The sequence below is a fragment of the Methylocaldum sp. GT1TLB genome, assembly GCF_051027445.1.
Lineage (GTDB): Bacteria > Pseudomonadota > Gammaproteobacteria > Methylococcales > Methylococcaceae > Methylocaldum.
This window is the reverse complement of sequence record NZ_CP194898.1, coordinates 4717905-4734340: the sequence shown is the minus strand read 5'-3', so window position 1 is coordinate 4734340 and position 16436 is coordinate 4717905. Positions and strand designations below refer to the sequence as shown.

Sequence of the window (16436 nt, the reverse complement as noted above, 5' to 3'; positions counted from 1 at the left end):
TGCCCCGGAAGTCCGCCGCTTGCTGGTCCACGTGCTCTGGACCCGGCGTCCCGAGGCGGCGCATGTGCTGGCCTGGTCACTCTGGCGGCGCCGTCATCAGTGGCGCGCCAGGCAGTGCCATTACCGACGCCGCTGTCGTGGTCGTCCACCATAACTGCGACTGTAGTACTAAGAGGAGCTAAAAAAATGAAGAAGCACTTGATCTTGAGTCCGTTATACCTGTCTCTGGCCTTCTCGGGGGTAAGCCATACGGCCGTCGCCGAACGAAAATTGCCTGAAGACTTATTTCAGGACGTTTGGAACGCCATACCGGACACCTATCTGCCTCCTCAAGCCAAAAAAGGCAGACATCGTTCGGTCCGGCCTAATTTCGACAGACTCAAAGCAGATGCCATAAATCTGAATATTTTCAATGACACGCTTCTGGTCGCCGAGAAAGACCGTATCGTCGACAATGTTCAGGGGCATTCCGCCTGGGTTGGTCATCTGCAGGGCGAACCCGACAGCGAAGTCATTCTGGCTGTGATCGGAAAAGCCATGTCCGGAACCATCAAGCGGGGGAATGGTGAAATCTACGAGATCCTTGCCAACGATGATGATACTCATACCGTCCGGCAGGTGGACCCGAGAAAGATTCTGCCTCACAAACACCCGATTCCCGATGTTGAAATGGACCCAGATCTAGCCAACGCGCCGGTCAGTTCGGAAGCCGAGACGGCCGCCATCGAGCCGCCGATGGCCGCAGCCACGACCACCGATACGATCGTGGACCTGATGGTCGTCTATACGCCGAAGGCACGCGCCAATGCCGGCGGCACCTCGGGCATTCAGGCCAAGATCGTGAAAGCCGTCGAGGCCGCCAATCAAGCCTATATCAACAGCAAAGTTCATATGAAGCTAAACCTGGTGCGCATGGCCGAGGTCAACTACACGGAAAGCGGCGATATGGCCCGCACGCTTAATGATCTTCGCGGCACAACGGACGGCAAGATGGACGTCGTACATTCCTGGCGCAACCAATACGGTGCTGATCAAGTGACCCTGGTTTCCGCCGACGCCAATTACTGCGGTATCGCCTATCAAATGACGCGGCTGAGTAGCTCCTTTGCACCTTATGCGTTCGCTGTCGTGCATGACGACTCAAGAGCGTACTGTCTCGCCGCGCAAACTCTGGCGCACGAACTGGGCCATAACCAGGGCAACGCGCATGACCGCGCCAACTCCAGCTATGCCGGCATTTATTCCTACTCTTATGGGCATCGTCTGTGCCAAAGCGGCGGTTTCCGGACGGTTATGTCTTACGCCTGCACCAGGGCAACGCGCATTTCGAATTTCGCCAATCCTAGCGTTTACTACAACGGCAAACCCACAGGAATCGATCCGAACATAAATCCCTCAAAGGCCGCGGCGACCGCCTGGTCGATGGAGAAAGCCCGAGCCACGGTTGCCGCGTGGCGTGCCAGTAAAGTGGCCGCTTCCGCTCCGGCGACTCCAAGCAGGCTGGCAGCTTTCTCTCAATCCGACGATGGAATCAATCTTCGCTGGATGGATAACTCGGATAACGAGGAGGGATTCAAAGTGGAGCGCTCCCGCGATGGAGTCAACTGGGAAGAGGTAGCGTTACTCGGCTCCGACATCACCAGTTTCTCAGACACAGGACTCAACCCGAACGGCGAGTACTCGTATCGCGTATCGGCCTATAACGGCATAGCCGAGTCCAGCCCCAGTGAAGTCGTGACAACGGCAACAGCGTCGGTTGTCAATGGCGTTACGGGAAGGACCGACAACGACGCCGATAATGAGCGTCGGCGATATCGCTTTGGTCGCCGCATTTGATCGAATGTCGAATATCGTAGCGTTACGCTTTATCTGATCTTGATCGAGTAGCACCGGCTGGAATCTGCCACTGAGGCAAAAATTCGTTATCTAAGTACATTCAGGGAAGTCTTGCGGCATAGGCAACCTGCAGGACAACCCCGCCAATCTGTCGAGATTCCGCAAATATTTGCGGAATGTACTTAGGGCATTTTCATACCTACTGTACGGGCACTCGCGAGTAGGTCGGGAATCCCTCCCAATCGCAAACGGCGTCTTCGGGAAGGGCGTGGCCGGCGCTCCCGGCCAGGCCGTTTGCGATTGGAAGGGTCATCCCAGCGCTCCTGGGATGACCGTTTGCGATTGGAGCGCCGAAGCCCCCCTTCCCGACACCATGTCCCGGTCGAGCGTCTTCGTCGGAAGGGTCGCGACCAAAGCGACCGTTTGCGATTGGGAAGGGATTGCCGACCTACGAATGCTTGAATCCATCCACCCGAGCCGAAGGCGCCAACGACTTCGGCCAAGCCTGTTTTGCCGTACGAGCGAGATAAAAACGCTCTAAGCCCGAACTATCATACGTATCCATCAAAGGGTGCCCGTATGACAGTTCGGGTGAATCGAGTCAGGACTGCAAACCGCTCCGCTCTTAGCCATTCCAAGACGATCTTCCTAGTGTCGCCAGCCGGAATAATCGGACAAATCGCCGCTGGATAACGCGTTTTTCTCGTTTTTTCCTGGAAATGGCCAGTGACACATGCCGCATGGCTGTTGCCAAATGGAGACATGTTTTGCCCGGCCACTCCATGGAACCGGTCATTTTCTGACTCAAGTCCTGCTCTGCATACAAGAGATTCAAGGATTCGCCAGACCGATCACCAACGAACATCGGATTGGCATACGGCGTGCTAAACCGCCATGGCACCGGATAACGTTTGACGTGTCAGCCACTCCGGTGTCGTAGCAACGCTACAAACTCAAAAGAAGCTGCGATTCGCTTAACCTGTGCCAAGGGGGGTACGGGCAGCAATGCATCGTTTATCCGAAGGTGAGGAGCCACCCGGCGAACGATTACGGCCACTGATAAAAAACAACAATCAATGCCTACATGAAACAATCTACAACACTTTTTTGCCGACTCAATCACACAAATTCCCTAGATTTAGACCAATCTTATTTCTACAGAAAAATCGAGCCGCTGACCTAATGCCGCTTGATCTGAAAAAGGCAAAACCATCGAAAGGTGGTGGCGCAAAGTTACCGGTCTACGGGAGCCAGGCTCCTATGACAGCGGGATTGCCAGCTCAAGCCAAAGGTTGCTTTGGTTTGTCTCATCCCCGCGGGTTCCCAGAGACCATCGCCGTCAACTCGACTCTTAGGGGACCACAACGTGAGCAACAAGACTCAGCATTCTAAGTTCACCGCTGCGCGCCGCAAAAATATCCTCGGACTGGCTGGCGTATTTGCAGCCTTAACGTCTATTGTGGGTGTCGTCCATGCGGCGCCGCCGCAGCGCTTATTCAGCGACACGAATCTGACCCTGCCCACGCAGGCCAAGGCGCAGATCAAAGCCATCAAGGGCCGCAGCCGGGGCGTAGCCATCGACTTCAACGCGGTGAAGGCCGATACGCTCACCCTCGAACTGCTCAACGACACCACGGTTACCGCCATCCGCGATCGTATCGAAGACATCGACGGCCGTTTGTCCTGGGTCGGTCATATCGAAGGGCAAGAAGGCAGCAGCGAGGTGATCCTCGCCGTTCGGGGGCAGGCGATGTTCGGAACCGTCGTGATGGACGACGGCAGAATGTTCGAGATCGCCTACGCCGGCAATAAAACGCATGCCGTCCGCCAGATCGATCCCAACAAGACCGCTCCGCATTCGGAACCCCTCGCGCCGGATATTAATGCCGCCGGTGAATTGGCCGGTACAACGACATCCTCGACTAGCCCGTCCACCGCAGCCGCCAGCACCGGCCAAGTCATCGATCTGCTGGTGGTCTACACGCCTCAGGCCCGCGTGAATGCTGGCGGCGTCTCGGGCATAGAAGCCAAGATTATTAACGCCGTTACCAAGGCCAATCAGGCCTACCTGAACAGCCAGGTGGACATGCAGTTGAACTTGGTAAACATGGCCGAAGTCAGCTATACCGAGACGGGCAACATGTCGACCAGCTTGTCGGATGTCACCGGCACCAGCGATGGCAAAATGGATGAGGTACACTCCTTACGCAACCAGTACGGCGCCGATCAGGTGGCGCTTATAACTGCTGAAAGCAACTACTGCGGCATCGCCTACGTGATGAATAGCCTGGGTTCCTGGTTCGCTCCGTATGCGTTCGCCGTCGTGCATGACGATTCCAAGTACAACTGCCTCGGCAACGATACCCTGGCGCATGAATTGGGCCACAATCAGGGCAACATGCACGACCCGGACAATTCCGCCTACGCCGGCGTGTACCCCTACTCTTATGGTTACCGGATCTGCGGCGTGTTCCACGATGTCATGTCCTACAGTTGCAGTTCGCCACGAATATCGCACTTTTCTAATCCTAACGTTTATTACAATGGCCAGCCGACCGGGGTGGCGAACTACCAGGACACCGCCCGTTCCATGAATGGCACCAGCGCCACCGTCGCCAGTTTCCGGTCCTCGACCACGACCACCACGACGCCCACGGTTCCGACTGACCCCACAAGTTTGGCGGCGACTACTCAATCATCCAGCAGTATCGCCTTGACGTGGACGGATAAGTCTAGCGACGAAACCGGATTCAAGGTGCAGCGCTCGCTGGATGGCGTCAATTGGAGCGAAGTCGCTTCGCTCGGCAGCAACGTCACGAGTTTCACCAATACTGGCCTCAGCGCCAGCACCACTTATTCTTACCGTGTCTACGCCTACAACAGCGTCGGCAACTCCGCCTTCTCCAATACCGCCTCGGCGACCACCTCGGCTAACAGCGTCGACACAACTCCGCCCACGGTTAAAATCACCAGCCCCTCCAATGGCGTGAAGGTCGGTAACTCGACAAAAATTACCGGCACTGGCAGCGATAACGTCAAATTGCAGGGGCTGAAGCTGGCCATCGACGGCGCCGTGCGAGCTTCAACCAGCGGCGGCTCGATCTCTTATAACTGGAACACCCGCAGCATCGCGAAGGGCACGCACACGATCACGCTGACTGGCACCGATGCGGCGGGTAACACCAATCAAACGTCGATTCAGATTTACAAATGAAAAGGAATTGCAGGATTGCCTAGGGGTTGACAGAAAAGGTTTCTGCCAAAAAACGGATATTCTTCAGCAAACCTCAAAGAAAAAGCCGTCCCAATGGGACGGCTTTTTAGTTTGCCTGATCAGAAGTCTTTGTGATCTTTTCAGAGCTATGCCTTTTTTCTTCTCCAATTCCTAAAGCCTAGACCAAGCAGACCGGCTCCCAAGAGTGATAAGACGCTCGGCTCTGGAACGGTTATATCGGGCGGTGGAGGAGGAGGCGTAGTTGGAACCGATATGTCACCGAGCACTTTGTCAGAACCTTGTCCATTTGAACCAACCTCCTGAAAACGTGCGTAGCAGCTTGTGCTCGCATAGCAGTCATCCAAAGTGTTGATAAATGCGCTAGTGATGCCAGCTCCATCCAAAATAGGATCTGTGATGAAATCAAGCGAGACTTGCGCAGTTAAGCCTTCGGTAAGCCCGCCATTCGGACTTCCACCCGAGAAATTACTGTTCAACGCGATAGCGATATCGACTTGGTTATACGGATTTAAGGTCACATTGAATAACAGATTAGGGAAATAGCCCGATAGATCTTCATAAGTTCCCGCTACAACACTCACACCCGTTGGCAGGTCGAAGCCGAATCCCATAAGTGTCGAACCTATGTTTGTGGGGGTAAGATTCGCTATATCCAATAACAAATTGAACTCACCAGGAGGCGGAGCAATGTCGGTGAACGTAAAGCCCACGCTCGCTTTCGATCCGGTATTTTCAGTGCTGCCGTATTGACTGTCGTAATTCAAGGTAAACGCCGGCGTAGCACTAGCATCAACTCCCCCTATAAGAAGGAGCCCGCCAAATAAAATTTTTAGAATTTTCATAGTCATTTCTCGTTGTAGTATCTCTCCACAAAACGTCGAATGCATCAAGTGTGCCACCCCAAAGAGACCAACGAGTATATATGCGGGGATCTGATGTCAGAGCTGGGGTCAGGCTTTTATTATTTGGTTTGCATGCTATTGTTACCGTAGTTTTCGATAAGGCTTAGCTTCATGGCCAGAAAACCCCGCATCCACATCCCCGGCGCTGTCTATCACGTCATGCTCCGCGGCAATGCCGGACAGCCTATCTTTTTTCACGATGAGGACAGAGACGTTTTCGAGGAATTGGTTGGCGAGGGCGTCTCCCGTTTCGGTCACCGTATTCACGCCTACTGCTGGATGCCGAACCATGTCCACTTGGCGGTTCAAATCGGCGATGTGTCGCTTTCAAAAACCATGCAACACCTGGCTTTTCGTTACACGCGGTGGATCAACAAGCGCGAAAACCGGATCGGCCATCTGTTCCAGGGCCGATTCAAGGCGATCCTGATCGATGCCGATGCTTATCTGCTCGAACTTGTTCGCTATATCCATCTCAATCCAGTCCGGGCAAATTTAGTCCACGATCCTGCCGAGTATCATTGGAGCGGACATCGAGCTTACCTCGGCCTAGATCGCGTTAGCTGGCTTACGACAGAGTGGATCTATTCCCAGTTGGCTCAAGATGTGGCGACAGCACGGGAGCGTTACGCACGTTTCATCGCGGGAGGATTGGACGAGGGTCATCGGGAAGATTTCCATAGGCGCACTGTGGAGGGGCGCATACTCGGGGATGAATATTTCGCCGAGAATGCGCTAAGGCAGTCCGATAAGGCATCACGAGCACAAATTAAACTTGAATCGATCATTAGCGTAGTCTGTGCGGCTCGCAAGATGGATTTGGATCAGATCAGCGGTGCAGACCGTGGCCGAGCGGGCGCCGCGGCTCGTGCGCTGATCGCGTACTTAGCATTGGAACTCGGCGCTGCCACCTTGACTGAGGTCGGCAACTTCCTCAACCGCGATATATCGACCTTGAGCACGGCGGTCAGTCGCTTACGGGAGCGCATAAAGCAAGAATCCGAATTGGCAGCGGAAGCCAAACGATTGATGAATCTTTTGGCCATTAACAAAATTAACAAAGCCTGACCCTTCATATTTTGCCGGTTCGCAGGCCATGTAAATTTTCATCCCACGCTTCTGGCGTTACGCACTGCTCTTAATATGTAAAAATTCTTGACACACTCAGAATGAAAACCGAAGCCAACAGGCTCTTAACGTCAAATGAATCAGTGGTTTTTGACAAAATTGTGAATTAAAACAAAGCCATAAGGCCGTAAATTTTGTTGACAATTACACTCGGAAAAACGCGCACACAGGCAAGGTATCCGCAACATGGACCGGATGCGTGATATAAATCAATAGCTGCGACGGCTTTTTTTTGCGATCTCTTTAAGCCAAGAAACGAATGACTGAAAGCGACATCGATAAAAACTTGCGTACTATCGCTCAAGTCCTAGCGATCTCCGCAACCAAGCGACACATCTTTCTCTGCTGTGATCAGACCAAGCCAAAGTGTTGCCGCAAAGAAGAGGGGCTTGAATCCTGGGAATATTTAAAGCGCCGACTGGATGAGTTAAAGCTGACCGGCTCGGCCGGAATCCAGCGTACCAAGGCCAATTGTCTGCGGGTGTGCCGTCATGGGCCGATTGCAGTTGTCTATCCGGAGGGCGTTTGGTACCACTCCTGTACGCCAGAAGTTCTCGAGCGAATCATTCAAGAACATCTCATCGGCGGAAAGCCGGTAACCGAGTATGCGTTTGCCATGCGGCAAGCTGAAGACTAAATTCTATTAGGCTGGCGGCGCCGATGAGTGTCAATGCCTACGATGTCAGACCGGCTACGCAGTAATCAGCCTATGCCGGTAGCCATGCGATATCGAGAACTTCTATAGCATATAGAGACGTGGACTTGAAAATTAGAACTATAACAATGAGACAAATTGGAATGACGGCATCAAAGATCGGATGGTTTTTGCTGGGAGCCATGCTTTTGCCGGGGTGCGCCACACAATCGGATTATCGGCCTTTCAAATCCGAGAAAAATATTGCGACCACCGAGCGACACCCCCGAAAACAGAGCTATAACCAACCGTATCGGGTAAAAGGAAAAACGTATTACCCGTTGAAAAGCGCCAGAGGCTATAAAGCCAAAGGAGTGGCATCCTGGTATGGATGGGAATCTGGGCATCGGACAGCTATGGGATCACGCTTCAACCCCAACGCACTAACCGCCGCGCATCGCACACTTCCCTTGCCTTCACGGGTGCGAGTGACCAATCTAACAAACAAACGATCAGTGGAGGTGATCGTCAATGATCGTGGACCATTCATCACGAGTAGACTAATCGATCTGTCCCATGCCGCCGCCAAAGCACTTGGCATAAAAGGAACGGCTCGGGTAGAGGTGATGGCGCTTGATTAGATCCTCTTTCTCAACGCTTCGAAAGCTTGCGATCGACATCTTCGAAAAAACGTCGTCCTAGTGATCTCAAACGGTCACTGTCCCCTTTCGCCGCACAATGCACAAACGGCAATGCACCCGAACCGTATCAAAACGGGTCTGAAAATCGAGCCCAGAACGAGGTAAACCGGTAATCCCACTGATTTCCCCCTCGTCATCTGCTTACTTCATGACATCTCTCAACAGGCGAAACGACCACATCGAAGTCGTTCAATGCGCCGCACTGGCCACTGCATAAAGCGGCGAATAATCAGCCTGCCAGAATTTCTCGAGCTGATAAAACTCTCGCGTTTGAGGCTTCATCACATGGACGATCACATCCCCCAGGTCCACCAAGACCCACTCGCCACCACCCTGCCCTTCGACGCCGAGCGGCTGGACCTCGTTATTTTTCGCCTCGTCAATCACGTGCTCAGCCAGTGATTTCACGTGCCGTTCCGAAGTACCGCTAGCGATTACCATAAAATCTGCAATGCCGGTTTTTTTCCGAACGTCTATTACTTTAATGTCCTTACCCTTGCCATCATCTAAAGCCAGCAATACAACCTGCAACAATTGATCTGTAGTCATGTGTCTATGCAAAAGGATTTTCTCCCAATTGAATTATCGTCATTTGTCATTCTCTAGGACCGGAAAATGCCGCGAAAATCTCCCTTGAACGCGCCCCACGACCTTAGAGTCTCTACCGTTTTATGCCATTCTCGTTCAATAAGCTCACGGCGTAGCGAATCGGGATTGCATAGCTAATTCCACTCGGCCGCTCAAGAAGATTCTCTTTCGTCTCCTGGACAAAGACCTTGTTAATTATCCCAACAACGCTGCCGCTTTTGACATCGTACAGCGGACTCCCGCTGTTTCCCGGGTAAGCCGTCGCATCGAGCTGAAAAACATCGTAGGGCTCGGAAAGTCGACGGATGATTTTGGGGTTCAGCCGCTGCGACGTATGTGCCGGGATCGCGATGGGACTTATGGCAGAAACGATTCCTCGATGTGTAGCCGGATTAAGTCCCAGAACCATGCCGATCGGGTATCCCGTAAAGGCGTATGACTCTCCCTCCCGAACCTTACTCGAGTCTCCTAATCGCATAAATGGCAAAGGCGACCCGCCGATTCTTAGCACAGCAATGTCATGAGACTCATCCGTTGCAATTTCAATAGCCTGTCGCACGCTTTGCTTTTCGCCGTCGCGAGTGAAAACAGCCAACATTTCGAATTTTGATCTGTCAGTCGCTTCCGGAAGAACATGTGCGTTCGTCAAGATGTGCAAGCCGTCGCTAATCGCGAAACCAGTCCCCCGGAAGATCGCCGGCGGGGTTCGCGTTCTTTGATAAGTTCCGATCCCGACGATGGCCGGTTTAATCTTTTCTATTATATCGGGCAGTTCGTCGGCATGAATTTTGGCGCTAAAGCCTAAGCTTGTACTGAAAATTCCGATACCGGCTAGACACAAATTCTTGAGTCGCATTCAAATCTGTAAGGAAAGAATTCGCCACTAACAATTATCCGATGAATCGATCGGCTCAGGTTCTGTTTCTATTATGATTAGGCACTATTCGTCAATGCGCTTAGTGAGAAAAGAAGAGCTTGCCATTCACTCTGGCCTGGTTTACAAGAATCGCTCCTACGCGGAATAACCTCTCGTGGCAATCCGGTGGGCCACGAGACTTTTAGGCCAAACGTGTTTATACACTTAGGGCATTTGGACGCGATTCGCAAGCAATCGGCAGTCCACACTAATAATTACTCCTATACAGCGCTCTTCTACGATGCATCCAAACCTCGTCAAATGGTTGGTCTACCCTGTTCATGAACGGATGGTAAGCCGCCCCACGTTTACCTATCTAGCCGAATTGGAAAAAACACAGTGGCTTTCGCGTGAAGCGGTCGAAAGGATGCAGATGGAGAAATTGCTGGCCTTGTTGCACATAGCCGATGATCATAGCCCTTGGCATGCGGAACGAATCCGTGCGTCGGGCCTCGACTTAACCGCCAGTCGCGACCTAACCTTCGACGATCTTCGCCGCTTGCCGACAATGAACAAGGCGGACGCGTCCGTTAACAGAGATCGCATAGTTTGGAAAAACGTTCCGGGAGGCGCGCATCGCTACAATACAGGAGGGTCAAGTGGCCAACCGTTGATCTTTTATTTCGGCAGAAAGCGGCAAGCTGCTGACGCCGCCTCGCGCATGCGCGCACGCCGATGGTGGAAGATAGAAGTTGGTGAACCCGAAGTGTTTTTATGGGGGGCGCCGGTAGAACTCAATAAAACAGATCTTGTTAAAAAAATAAGGGATCGACTCTTTAATCAATTGCTTCTGAATGCCTTTGAGATGTCGGAGAGCAGGATGAGCGATTATCTCAAAATAATTCAATCATTTAATCCCGCCTGCATCTATGGCTACGCGAGTAGTTTGAGTCTCTTGGCATCCTACGCAAAGAGCCGGAACAGGGTCCCGAAGTTGTCACGCCTCAAAGTTGTGTGCACCACCGGAGAGCCCCTATTTCCTGAACAGAGAGCGTTAATCGAGGAAGTCTTCGATAAACCTGTATCGAATGAATATGGATGCCGCGACGGTGGGTTGATTGCGCTCGAATCGCCGCAAGGCCAAATGCTGGTTAACAGCGAAAGCCTCATTGTCGAGATTTTGGACGATAACGGGATGCCCGTCGCCCCTGGAGAAATTGGAGAAGTTGTTGTCACAAACCTATGTTCGGAGGCTCAACCGTTTATCCGTTACCGCACCGGCGATATGGCACGACAAACCGACGATTTGTGCAACGTAGGTCGTGGCTTACATGTGATCTCGGAAATCATGGGCAGAACCACCGATTTCGTAGTTCGCCCCGATGGAACGATCATGCACGCCCTAGCGGTCATCTATGTGCTACGTGCAATCGAAGGGGTTCACGAATTCAAGATCATTCAACCCTCAACAAATCGCCTAGATGTTATGGTCGTTCCGGGCTCCATCTGGCAAGAGAGCGCGAAGGATGAAATCGTGAAACACCTGCAGAGCCGGATGGGACGAGATGTACGTGTAGAGGTCAATATGGTGGATAACATACCGCCGGAGGCTTCAGGAAAATACCGTTACGTTACCAGCCATGTGCCGTTGCCGGAAAAGCTGGAGATCCGTTCCTGATCTCCACTTTGAGGCCACTCTTACAAAACCAAGATATCTTTGCTAGTCCCTCTCGACCTGGACCATGATACTTGTGCCCGGTTGAATGTGTTTCTCGATCTTAGAACCATTCCACTTGCGCAAGTCAGCCACACTGACTTTAAATCGCTTCGAGATGGAAAACAGCGTATCGCCTTGCCGAATGGTATAACTGATCGACTGCGAAGATTTAATCCCAGAACTAGCGATTGCCAGCTTCTTGGCGGCGTCCTTGTTCCAAAGCACTAAATTTTGGCCAGCCTTGACGCCAGTCTTTGCCGATACACCATTCCACTTAGCTAATTGCTCAACATCAACGGAATGTTTCCTTGCGACAGACCAAAGCGTGTCACCCGGCTGAACGGTATAAGTCGACCGCTTATTTAGAGACTCAGCAGATCTTCCTTTTGCGGAAACTGCCGCAACGCTGTCCTCGCCTCTGATTTTCCTGATTACTTTGCCAGAAGGCTTGGATGCCAAAGATACGACGCCCCGACCACGGCGTTCTTTTTCTTCTAATTTGCCTTTTCGTCCCTTCTGGAACTTACCGTTCTTATCGGAGTAACTGCCATGTGCCCTGCCGGATTCCCAAGCAACGTCAGCATTTGCCAATTTCGAGTCCCGCGCAGCGATCAGCTCGTCAGCGATCGATGGGCGCCCCCCATCTAGAGGTTGGCTTTGTTGCGCCAGCCGTTCCAATTCTCGCTTAAATTCGCTGATTTTCTTGTCGGCAGGGATAAACAACCTATAACTGCCTTCGACGTCGGCGTATTGGCGCTTAAAACCGGGGTTCAACTCGTAAAGCTTGTCCAAGGAGATATCGGCCGCATCAGCCGCGAGCGCCAGGTCCAGTTGCGTGCTTATCTTTACCGGCTTAAACAAGGCTTCGTTGGGAATGTGATGTAAGTCAATGCCGTACTGTTCAGCCTCCGCGAATAACTTCGCAACAGCCAAGAGACGCGGGACATAGGTGCGTGTTTCTCCCGGCAAATCCAACGACCAGAAATCGGTAGGCTTATTTCTGGCCTCGTTCTTCTGAATGGCTCTGGCAACTGCACCCTCACCACAATTGTAAGCCGCTATTGCAAGCAACCAATCGCCATTAAAATCGGAATGAAGTTTCTTCAAATATTTGATCGCCGCTCGAGTTGATGCGTACACATCACGTCGACCATCATATGAACGGCTCTGTTTTAAGCCGTAAAGCCGCCCGGTAGAAGGAATGAATTGCCATAGGCCCGCGGCTTTAGCCGGAGACACTGCATCAGGCTGGAATGCACTCTCGATGACAGGCAAAAGCGCCAACTCGCCTGGAATATCATTCTTTTCGAACTGCTTCACGATAGAATAGAGAAAAGGTTCGGCCCTTTTCTGTACACGATCCACGTAGGTCGGATGATTGACGAACCATTCGAGTTCACGATCTATTTCCTCGTGCTCAACAGGCGGCAAATTGTACGAATCGAACAATCGATCCCACAAACTGTCATATTCGGCCAGGCTCTTGCCATTATGACGACCGGTAGAGGCTTTGTCCTTTTTCCTAAACCAGCGGCTGGTATTCTTAGAGATATGAAAGACGCGGGAATTTTTGCTGTTCGGCGTTGACGCCGATTGAGAATTGTCGGTAAAACTGTTGTCCGTCTTCGTCTTCCCGGCGTGATGCGTACAGGCACTTAGAGACAAGGCAAAAGCTGATGCATAACAGAGCAACTTTACATCGCGTTTTGGCCGTCTCATCGTGTCTACCTCAGAGTTCTATTCGGGTGATTTATAGCGGCATACCAGCAGTTTAGTCAATGAAAACCAAACGCACACCGTCGCCTCACCCTCGCCAGGTATTTCTGGAGTGGTATCACGCCACAACCCTAGGGCAAATACTACAAACCATCGAGGCATCCTACCTCCAAAGTTCGCTGAATCCTACTTACAATCAAAAAATTTTACAAGTCGGCTTACTAGGATGCGAGAATTTATATATTGATGAAATATTTATTCATAACTTCGTCCTTGTTAGCGCTGAGCATCGGGGCGAGCCTTATACCAAACAGGTAATCACGGGGTATCCAAACGCACTACCCGTCGCGACCGCAAGCATAGATATCTTAATTTTGCCTCATGTCATCGACTTCGAAATCAACAAGCACGAAGTCTTACACGAGGTTGAACGCGTGCTAAAACCTAATGGCAGACTCTTCGTCCTTGGCTTTAATCCCTGGAGCGTGCACGGCATCCTTCAATATCTTCCGCGACGCTCATCATTTTGGCAGCTCAACTTTATCAGCTGCTACCGCTTGTTAGACTGGTTGAGCCTTCTAAAATTCGATGCTGAATACAGTGCGGCATTCAGCATTGCGTCGTCCAAAGTGATACAAAGACCCAACTCATTTTTCAGCAAATCTCGCGCTAATCTGTCATTCGCATTCGGCATAAAGGCGGTTAAAAGAACTTACACGTTGATACCAATCACGCCAAAATGGGTCAGCGCACCGGGTTTAGTGCCCAGCCACATGCTCGAAACTTTACAGTAAGAGGCACCGTGACTAACACAGTTAACATCTACACGGATGGCGCTTGCCGCGGCAATCCGGGACCCGGAGGGTGGGGCGTAGTGTTGAAGTACAAAAGCAAAGAGATGGAGCTCTACGGAGCAGAGCCCAACACTACGAATAACCGCATGGAGCTCATGGCGGCAATCAAAGGATTGGAAGCCTTGAAAAGACCCAGCAAGGTCTGCATAACGACGGATTCTCTTTATGTTCTCAAGGGCATTTCCGAGTGGTTACCGGACTGGATCCGACGAGGGTGGAAAACATCAGCAAAGAAGTCGGTCAAGAACGTCGATCTTTGGCAGCGTCTCGTAGCCGCTCAACAAGACCATAGCGTCGAGTGGAAATGGATAAAGGGACACACTGGGCATATCGAGAATGAGCGCGCCGACGCACTTGCCAACCGAGGGATAGACGAACTGTTAAAACCTACAGCGCCAGAACAGGCGAAAACAATTCATGCGACAAGTCGTACTTGATACTGAAACAACTGGGCTCGACCCTGCAGAAGGGCACCGCATCATTGAAATCGGCTGCGTGGAACTCATCAGTCGCAGGCTGACAGGAAATCGCTTTCACGTCTATCTGAATCCAGAGCGGAACATTGATCCAGGAGCCGTTGAGGTACATGGACTGAGCGCCGAATTTCTAGCCGATAAACCTCGCTTTGCCGATATCGCCGAGGACCTTTTGGCTTATATCAAAGGCGCTGAACTGGTTATCCACAATGCTCCGTTCGATGTGGGCTTTCTCAACCATGAACTGCAATTGCTATCCAGCGGCTTTGCCAGCGTGGCGGAATATTGCACCGTTCTGGATACGTTGGTGCTCGCCAAAAAGAAACATCCCGGACAGCGCAACAATCTGGACGCATTGTGCAAACGATATGGTGTAGACAATCGACACAGAGAACTGCACGGCGCTCTACTCGATGCCGAGATCCTAGCCGAAGTCTATCTCGCCATGACCGGTGGCCAGACTTTACTGGTATTGGAGCCGGAATCGACAGATGAGGGTACGGACAAATTACAGCAAACGCCAAAATTGACCCTCTCAATAAATCGCCCTCAGCTTAAAATAATCCGTTGCAGCGAAACGGAACTCCAAGCGCATGCCGCCAGACTTGATGCTATCGATAAGGCAAGCAACGGGAAATGTCTCTGGAAAGCGTAAAGATAGAACCGAAGAGGCTTATACGTTATCCTTATAGGAGAATGTTTGATGAATCGAGGAGAGGTGGCTGAGCGGTTTAAAGCGGCGGTCTTGAAAACCGTTGACGGTTGATCCCGTCCGGGGGTTCGAATCCCTCCCTCTCCGCCATATTCTAAGGTAAGCGCTCTAGTCCAGTTTTAGCCATTGACGTTATGATCGGCATTCTCCTGGTAGATGATCATGAACTGGTTCGAGCGGGCATCGAGCACTTACTGAACGAAGCCGAGGACATGAAGGTAATCGGTATAGCGTGCTCGGGCGAAGAGGCCATCGAGCAAGCTGACCGGCTGAGTCCCGACTTGATCGTTATGGATATCAATATGCCGGGTATAGGCGGGATTGAAGCATGCCGAAAGATCAGTCAAAAACATCCACTGGTGAAAATTGTGGCTTTGAGTGTGTATGCTGATGGACCATTCCCGCACCAACTCCTAAATTTGGGCGCTCACGGCTATGTTTCGAAGAGCTGTCCTATCAGCGAGTTGATCAATGCTATTCGGACGGTATCCGAGGGCAAACGATATCTTAGTCAGGACGTTGCCAGTAAAATGGCCTTGGCCAAACTGGCCGATCAATCCTCGTCGCCGTTTAACGATCTATCGTACCGCGAACTGCAAGTCGTCATCATGACACTTCAAGGCCGGTCGATTCAGGACATGGCGGACATGCTGACGATAAGCCCCAAAACGGTCAATACATACCGGTATCGGGCGTATGACAAACTGTCTGTCAAGAACGACGTAGAGCTGACTCGGTTAGCGACAAGATACGACCTTATCAGCGACACTCCCCTCCGATGAGGATTCAAGTCTATTTGCCTCGGTGGTGGAATAGGTAGACACACGGGACTTAAAATCCCGCGCCCTAACCCGGCGTGCCGGTTCGATTCCGGCCCGAGGCACCAAACCCGCTTTCCGTGAACGGCTGACTCATGCTGTATCTATCGACTCAATCCATCATCAACGGCTCTACGATACTCCACACAATCGCCAGCCATGGCTGACTCCCTTCAGTCAGCTTTACACCAAAACTCCCGCCTTTCAACGAAACAGCCAATCGAGGTATGTTTCAGGGTCAATCTAGCGATATCTAAGGTGGA

The 16436-nt window shown here is 51.8% G+C and carries 14 protein-coding genes, 2 tRNA genes and 1 riboswitch; of the genes, 12 read left to right on the top strand and 4 right to left on the bottom strand.

Going from position 1 to position 16436, the window contains the following annotated elements:
• The first annotated feature begins 186 nt into the window (after positions 1–186).
• The gene (locus tag ACR2R1_RS20890) at positions 187–1836 is read left to right on the top strand and encodes a M12 family metallo-peptidase (protein ID WP_434111776.1); all 1650 of its coding nucleotides are present in this window, start codon (positions 187–189) and stop codon (positions 1834–1836) included.
• A gap of 1192 nt (positions 1837–3028) precedes the next feature.
• Positions 3029–3116: riboswitch (cyclic di-GMP riboswitch) on the top strand.
• An 86-nt stretch (positions 3117–3202) separates the two neighbouring features.
• Positions 3203–5050: a zinc-dependent metalloprotease family protein gene (locus ACR2R1_RS20885; protein ID WP_434111774.1), complete on the top strand. Its 1848-nt coding sequence runs from the start codon at positions 3203–3205 to the stop codon at positions 5048–5050.
• A 146-nt stretch (positions 5051–5196) separates the two neighbouring features.
• On the opposite strand, the gene ACR2R1_RS20880 is transcribed toward ACR2R1_RS20885, so the two are convergent.
• Positions 5197–5913, bottom strand: a complete 717-nt coding sequence (locus tag ACR2R1_RS20880; RefSeq protein ID WP_434111772.1) for a cistern family PEP-CTERM protein — start codon at positions 5911–5913, stop codon at positions 5197–5199.
• Positions 5914–6084: 171 nt separating this feature from the next.
• On the opposite strand from ACR2R1_RS20880, the gene ACR2R1_RS20875 reads away from it, so the two are divergent.
• The 3 genes from ACR2R1_RS20875 (at position 6085) to ACR2R1_RS20865 (ending at position 8376) form a co-directional block, all read left to right on the top strand.
• Positions 6085–7041 carry a transposase gene (locus tag ACR2R1_RS20875; RefSeq protein ID WP_434111770.1) on the top strand — a complete coding sequence of 319 codons (957 nt, stop codon included), beginning with the start codon at positions 6085–6087 and terminating at the stop codon, positions 7039–7041.
• Positions 7042–7360: 319 nt separating this feature from the next.
• Positions 7361–7738, top strand: a complete 378-nt coding sequence (locus ACR2R1_RS20870) for a (2Fe-2S) ferredoxin domain-containing protein (protein WP_077727971.1) — start codon at positions 7361–7363, stop codon at positions 7736–7738.
• 161 nt (positions 7739–7899) lie between these two features.
• Positions 7900–8376 carry a septal ring lytic transglycosylase RlpA family protein gene (locus ACR2R1_RS20865; protein ID WP_077727970.1) on the top strand — a complete coding sequence of 159 codons (477 nt, stop codon included), beginning with the start codon at positions 7900–7902 and terminating at the stop codon, positions 8374–8376.
• A gap of 249 nt (positions 8377–8625) precedes the next feature.
• On the opposite strand, the gene rsfS is transcribed toward ACR2R1_RS20865, so the two are convergent.
• Together rsfS and ACR2R1_RS20855 are read right to left on the bottom strand one after the other, a co-directional pair.
• Positions 8626–8985, bottom strand: coding sequence for a ribosome silencing factor (rsfS, locus tag ACR2R1_RS20860; RefSeq protein WP_077727969.1), 360 nt, complete (start codon positions 8983–8985; stop codon positions 8626–8628).
• Between the two features lie 112 nt (positions 8986–9097).
• Entirely contained in the window at positions 9098–9880 is a 783-nt protein-coding gene (locus ACR2R1_RS20855; RefSeq protein ID WP_077727968.1) for a S1C family serine protease, read from the bottom strand.
• Between the two features lie 301 nt (positions 9881–10181).
• Here ACR2R1_RS20855 and ACR2R1_RS20850 point away from each other — a divergent pair, with 301 nt between their 5' ends.
• On the top strand, positions 10182–11558 hold the full coding sequence (locus ACR2R1_RS20850) for a phenylacetate--CoA ligase family protein (RefSeq protein ID WP_434111767.1): 1377 nt from the start codon (positions 10182–10184) through the stop codon (positions 11556–11558).
• 42 nt (positions 11559–11600) lie between these two features.
• Here the strand turns inward: ACR2R1_RS20850 and ACR2R1_RS20845 are convergent, their stop codons facing one another.
• Positions 11601–13316, bottom strand: a complete 1716-nt coding sequence (locus ACR2R1_RS20845) for a transglycosylase SLT domain-containing protein (protein ID WP_434111766.1) — start codon at positions 13314–13316, stop codon at positions 11601–11603.
• A 59-nt stretch (positions 13317–13375) separates the two neighbouring features.
• Between ACR2R1_RS20845 and ACR2R1_RS20840 the strand changes: the two genes are divergently transcribed.
• The 6 genes from ACR2R1_RS20840 to ACR2R1_RS20815 all read left to right on the top strand — a co-directional run bounded on the left by ACR2R1_RS20840 (position 13376) and on the right by ACR2R1_RS20815 (position 16241).
• Positions 13376–14107 (top strand): class I SAM-dependent methyltransferase, encoded by a 732-nt coding sequence (locus ACR2R1_RS20840; protein ID WP_077727965.1) that lies wholly within the window; start codon positions 13376–13378, stop codon positions 14105–14107.
• An 8-nt stretch (positions 14108–14115) separates the two neighbouring features.
• Positions 14116–14604: a ribonuclease HI gene (rnhA, locus tag ACR2R1_RS20835; RefSeq protein ID WP_434111763.1), complete on the top strand. Its 489-nt coding sequence runs from the start codon at positions 14116–14118 to the stop codon at positions 14602–14604.
• Positions 14585–15298, top strand: a complete 714-nt coding sequence (gene dnaQ, locus ACR2R1_RS20830; RefSeq protein WP_077727963.1) for a DNA polymerase III subunit epsilon — start codon at positions 14585–14587, stop codon at positions 15296–15298. The genes rnhA and dnaQ overlap by 20 nt, the downstream gene beginning before the upstream one ends.
• Before the next feature lie 57 nt (positions 15299–15355).
• Positions 15356–15445, top strand: a tRNA-Ser gene (locus tag ACR2R1_RS20825).
• Positions 15446–15489: 44 nt separating this feature from the next.
• A complete protein-coding gene (locus ACR2R1_RS20820) occupies positions 15490–16137 on the top strand; it encodes a response regulator (RefSeq protein ID WP_077727962.1) in 648 nt (215 codons plus the stop codon).
• Between the two features lie 16 nt (positions 16138–16153).
• A tRNA-Leu gene (locus tag ACR2R1_RS20815) sits at positions 16154–16241 on the top strand.
• Positions 16242–16436: the final 195 nt, after the last annotated feature.

What these genes read in the sequence shown, in the direction of transcription:
- ACR2R1_RS20890 (WP_434111776.1), top strand. Translation starts at nt 187, where the DNA reads ATGAAGAAGCACTTGATCTTGAGTCCGTTATACCTGTCTCTGGCCTTC.
- ACR2R1_RS20845 (WP_434111766.1), bottom strand. Translation starts at nt 13,316, where the DNA reads ATGAGACGGCCAAAACGCGATGTAAAGTTGCTCTGTTATGCATCAGCT.
- rsfS (WP_077727969.1), bottom strand. Translation starts at nt 8,985, where the DNA reads ATGACTACAGATCAATTGTTGCAGGTTGTATTGCTGGCTTTAGATGAT.
- ACR2R1_RS20865 (WP_077727970.1), top strand. Translation starts at nt 7,900, where the DNA reads ATGACGGCATCAAAGATCGGATGGTTTTTGCTGGGAGCCATGCTTTTG.
- ACR2R1_RS20880 (WP_434111772.1), bottom strand. Translation starts at nt 5,913, where the DNA reads ATGAAAATTCTAAAAATTTTATTTGGCGGGCTCCTTCTTATAGGGGGA.
- dnaQ (WP_077727963.1), top strand. Translation starts at nt 14,585, where the DNA reads ATGCGACAAGTCGTACTTGATACTGAAACAACTGGGCTCGACCCTGCA.
- ACR2R1_RS20875 (WP_434111770.1), top strand. Translation starts at nt 6,085, where the DNA reads ATGGCCAGAAAACCCCGCATCCACATCCCCGGCGCTGTCTATCACGTC.
- ACR2R1_RS20850 (WP_434111767.1), top strand. Translation starts at nt 10,182, where the DNA reads ATGCATCCAAACCTCGTCAAATGGTTGGTCTACCCTGTTCATGAACGG.
- ACR2R1_RS20870 (WP_077727971.1), top strand. Translation starts at nt 7,361, where the DNA reads ATGACTGAAAGCGACATCGATAAAAACTTGCGTACTATCGCTCAAGTC.
- ACR2R1_RS20855 (WP_077727968.1), bottom strand. Translation starts at nt 9,880, where the DNA reads ATGCGACTCAAGAATTTGTGTCTAGCCGGTATCGGAATTTTCAGTACA.
- ACR2R1_RS20840 (WP_077727965.1), top strand. Translation starts at nt 13,376, where the DNA reads ATGAAAACCAAACGCACACCGTCGCCTCACCCTCGCCAGGTATTTCTG.
- ACR2R1_RS20820 (WP_077727962.1), top strand. Translation starts at nt 15,490, where the DNA reads ATGATCGGCATTCTCCTGGTAGATGATCATGAACTGGTTCGAGCGGGC.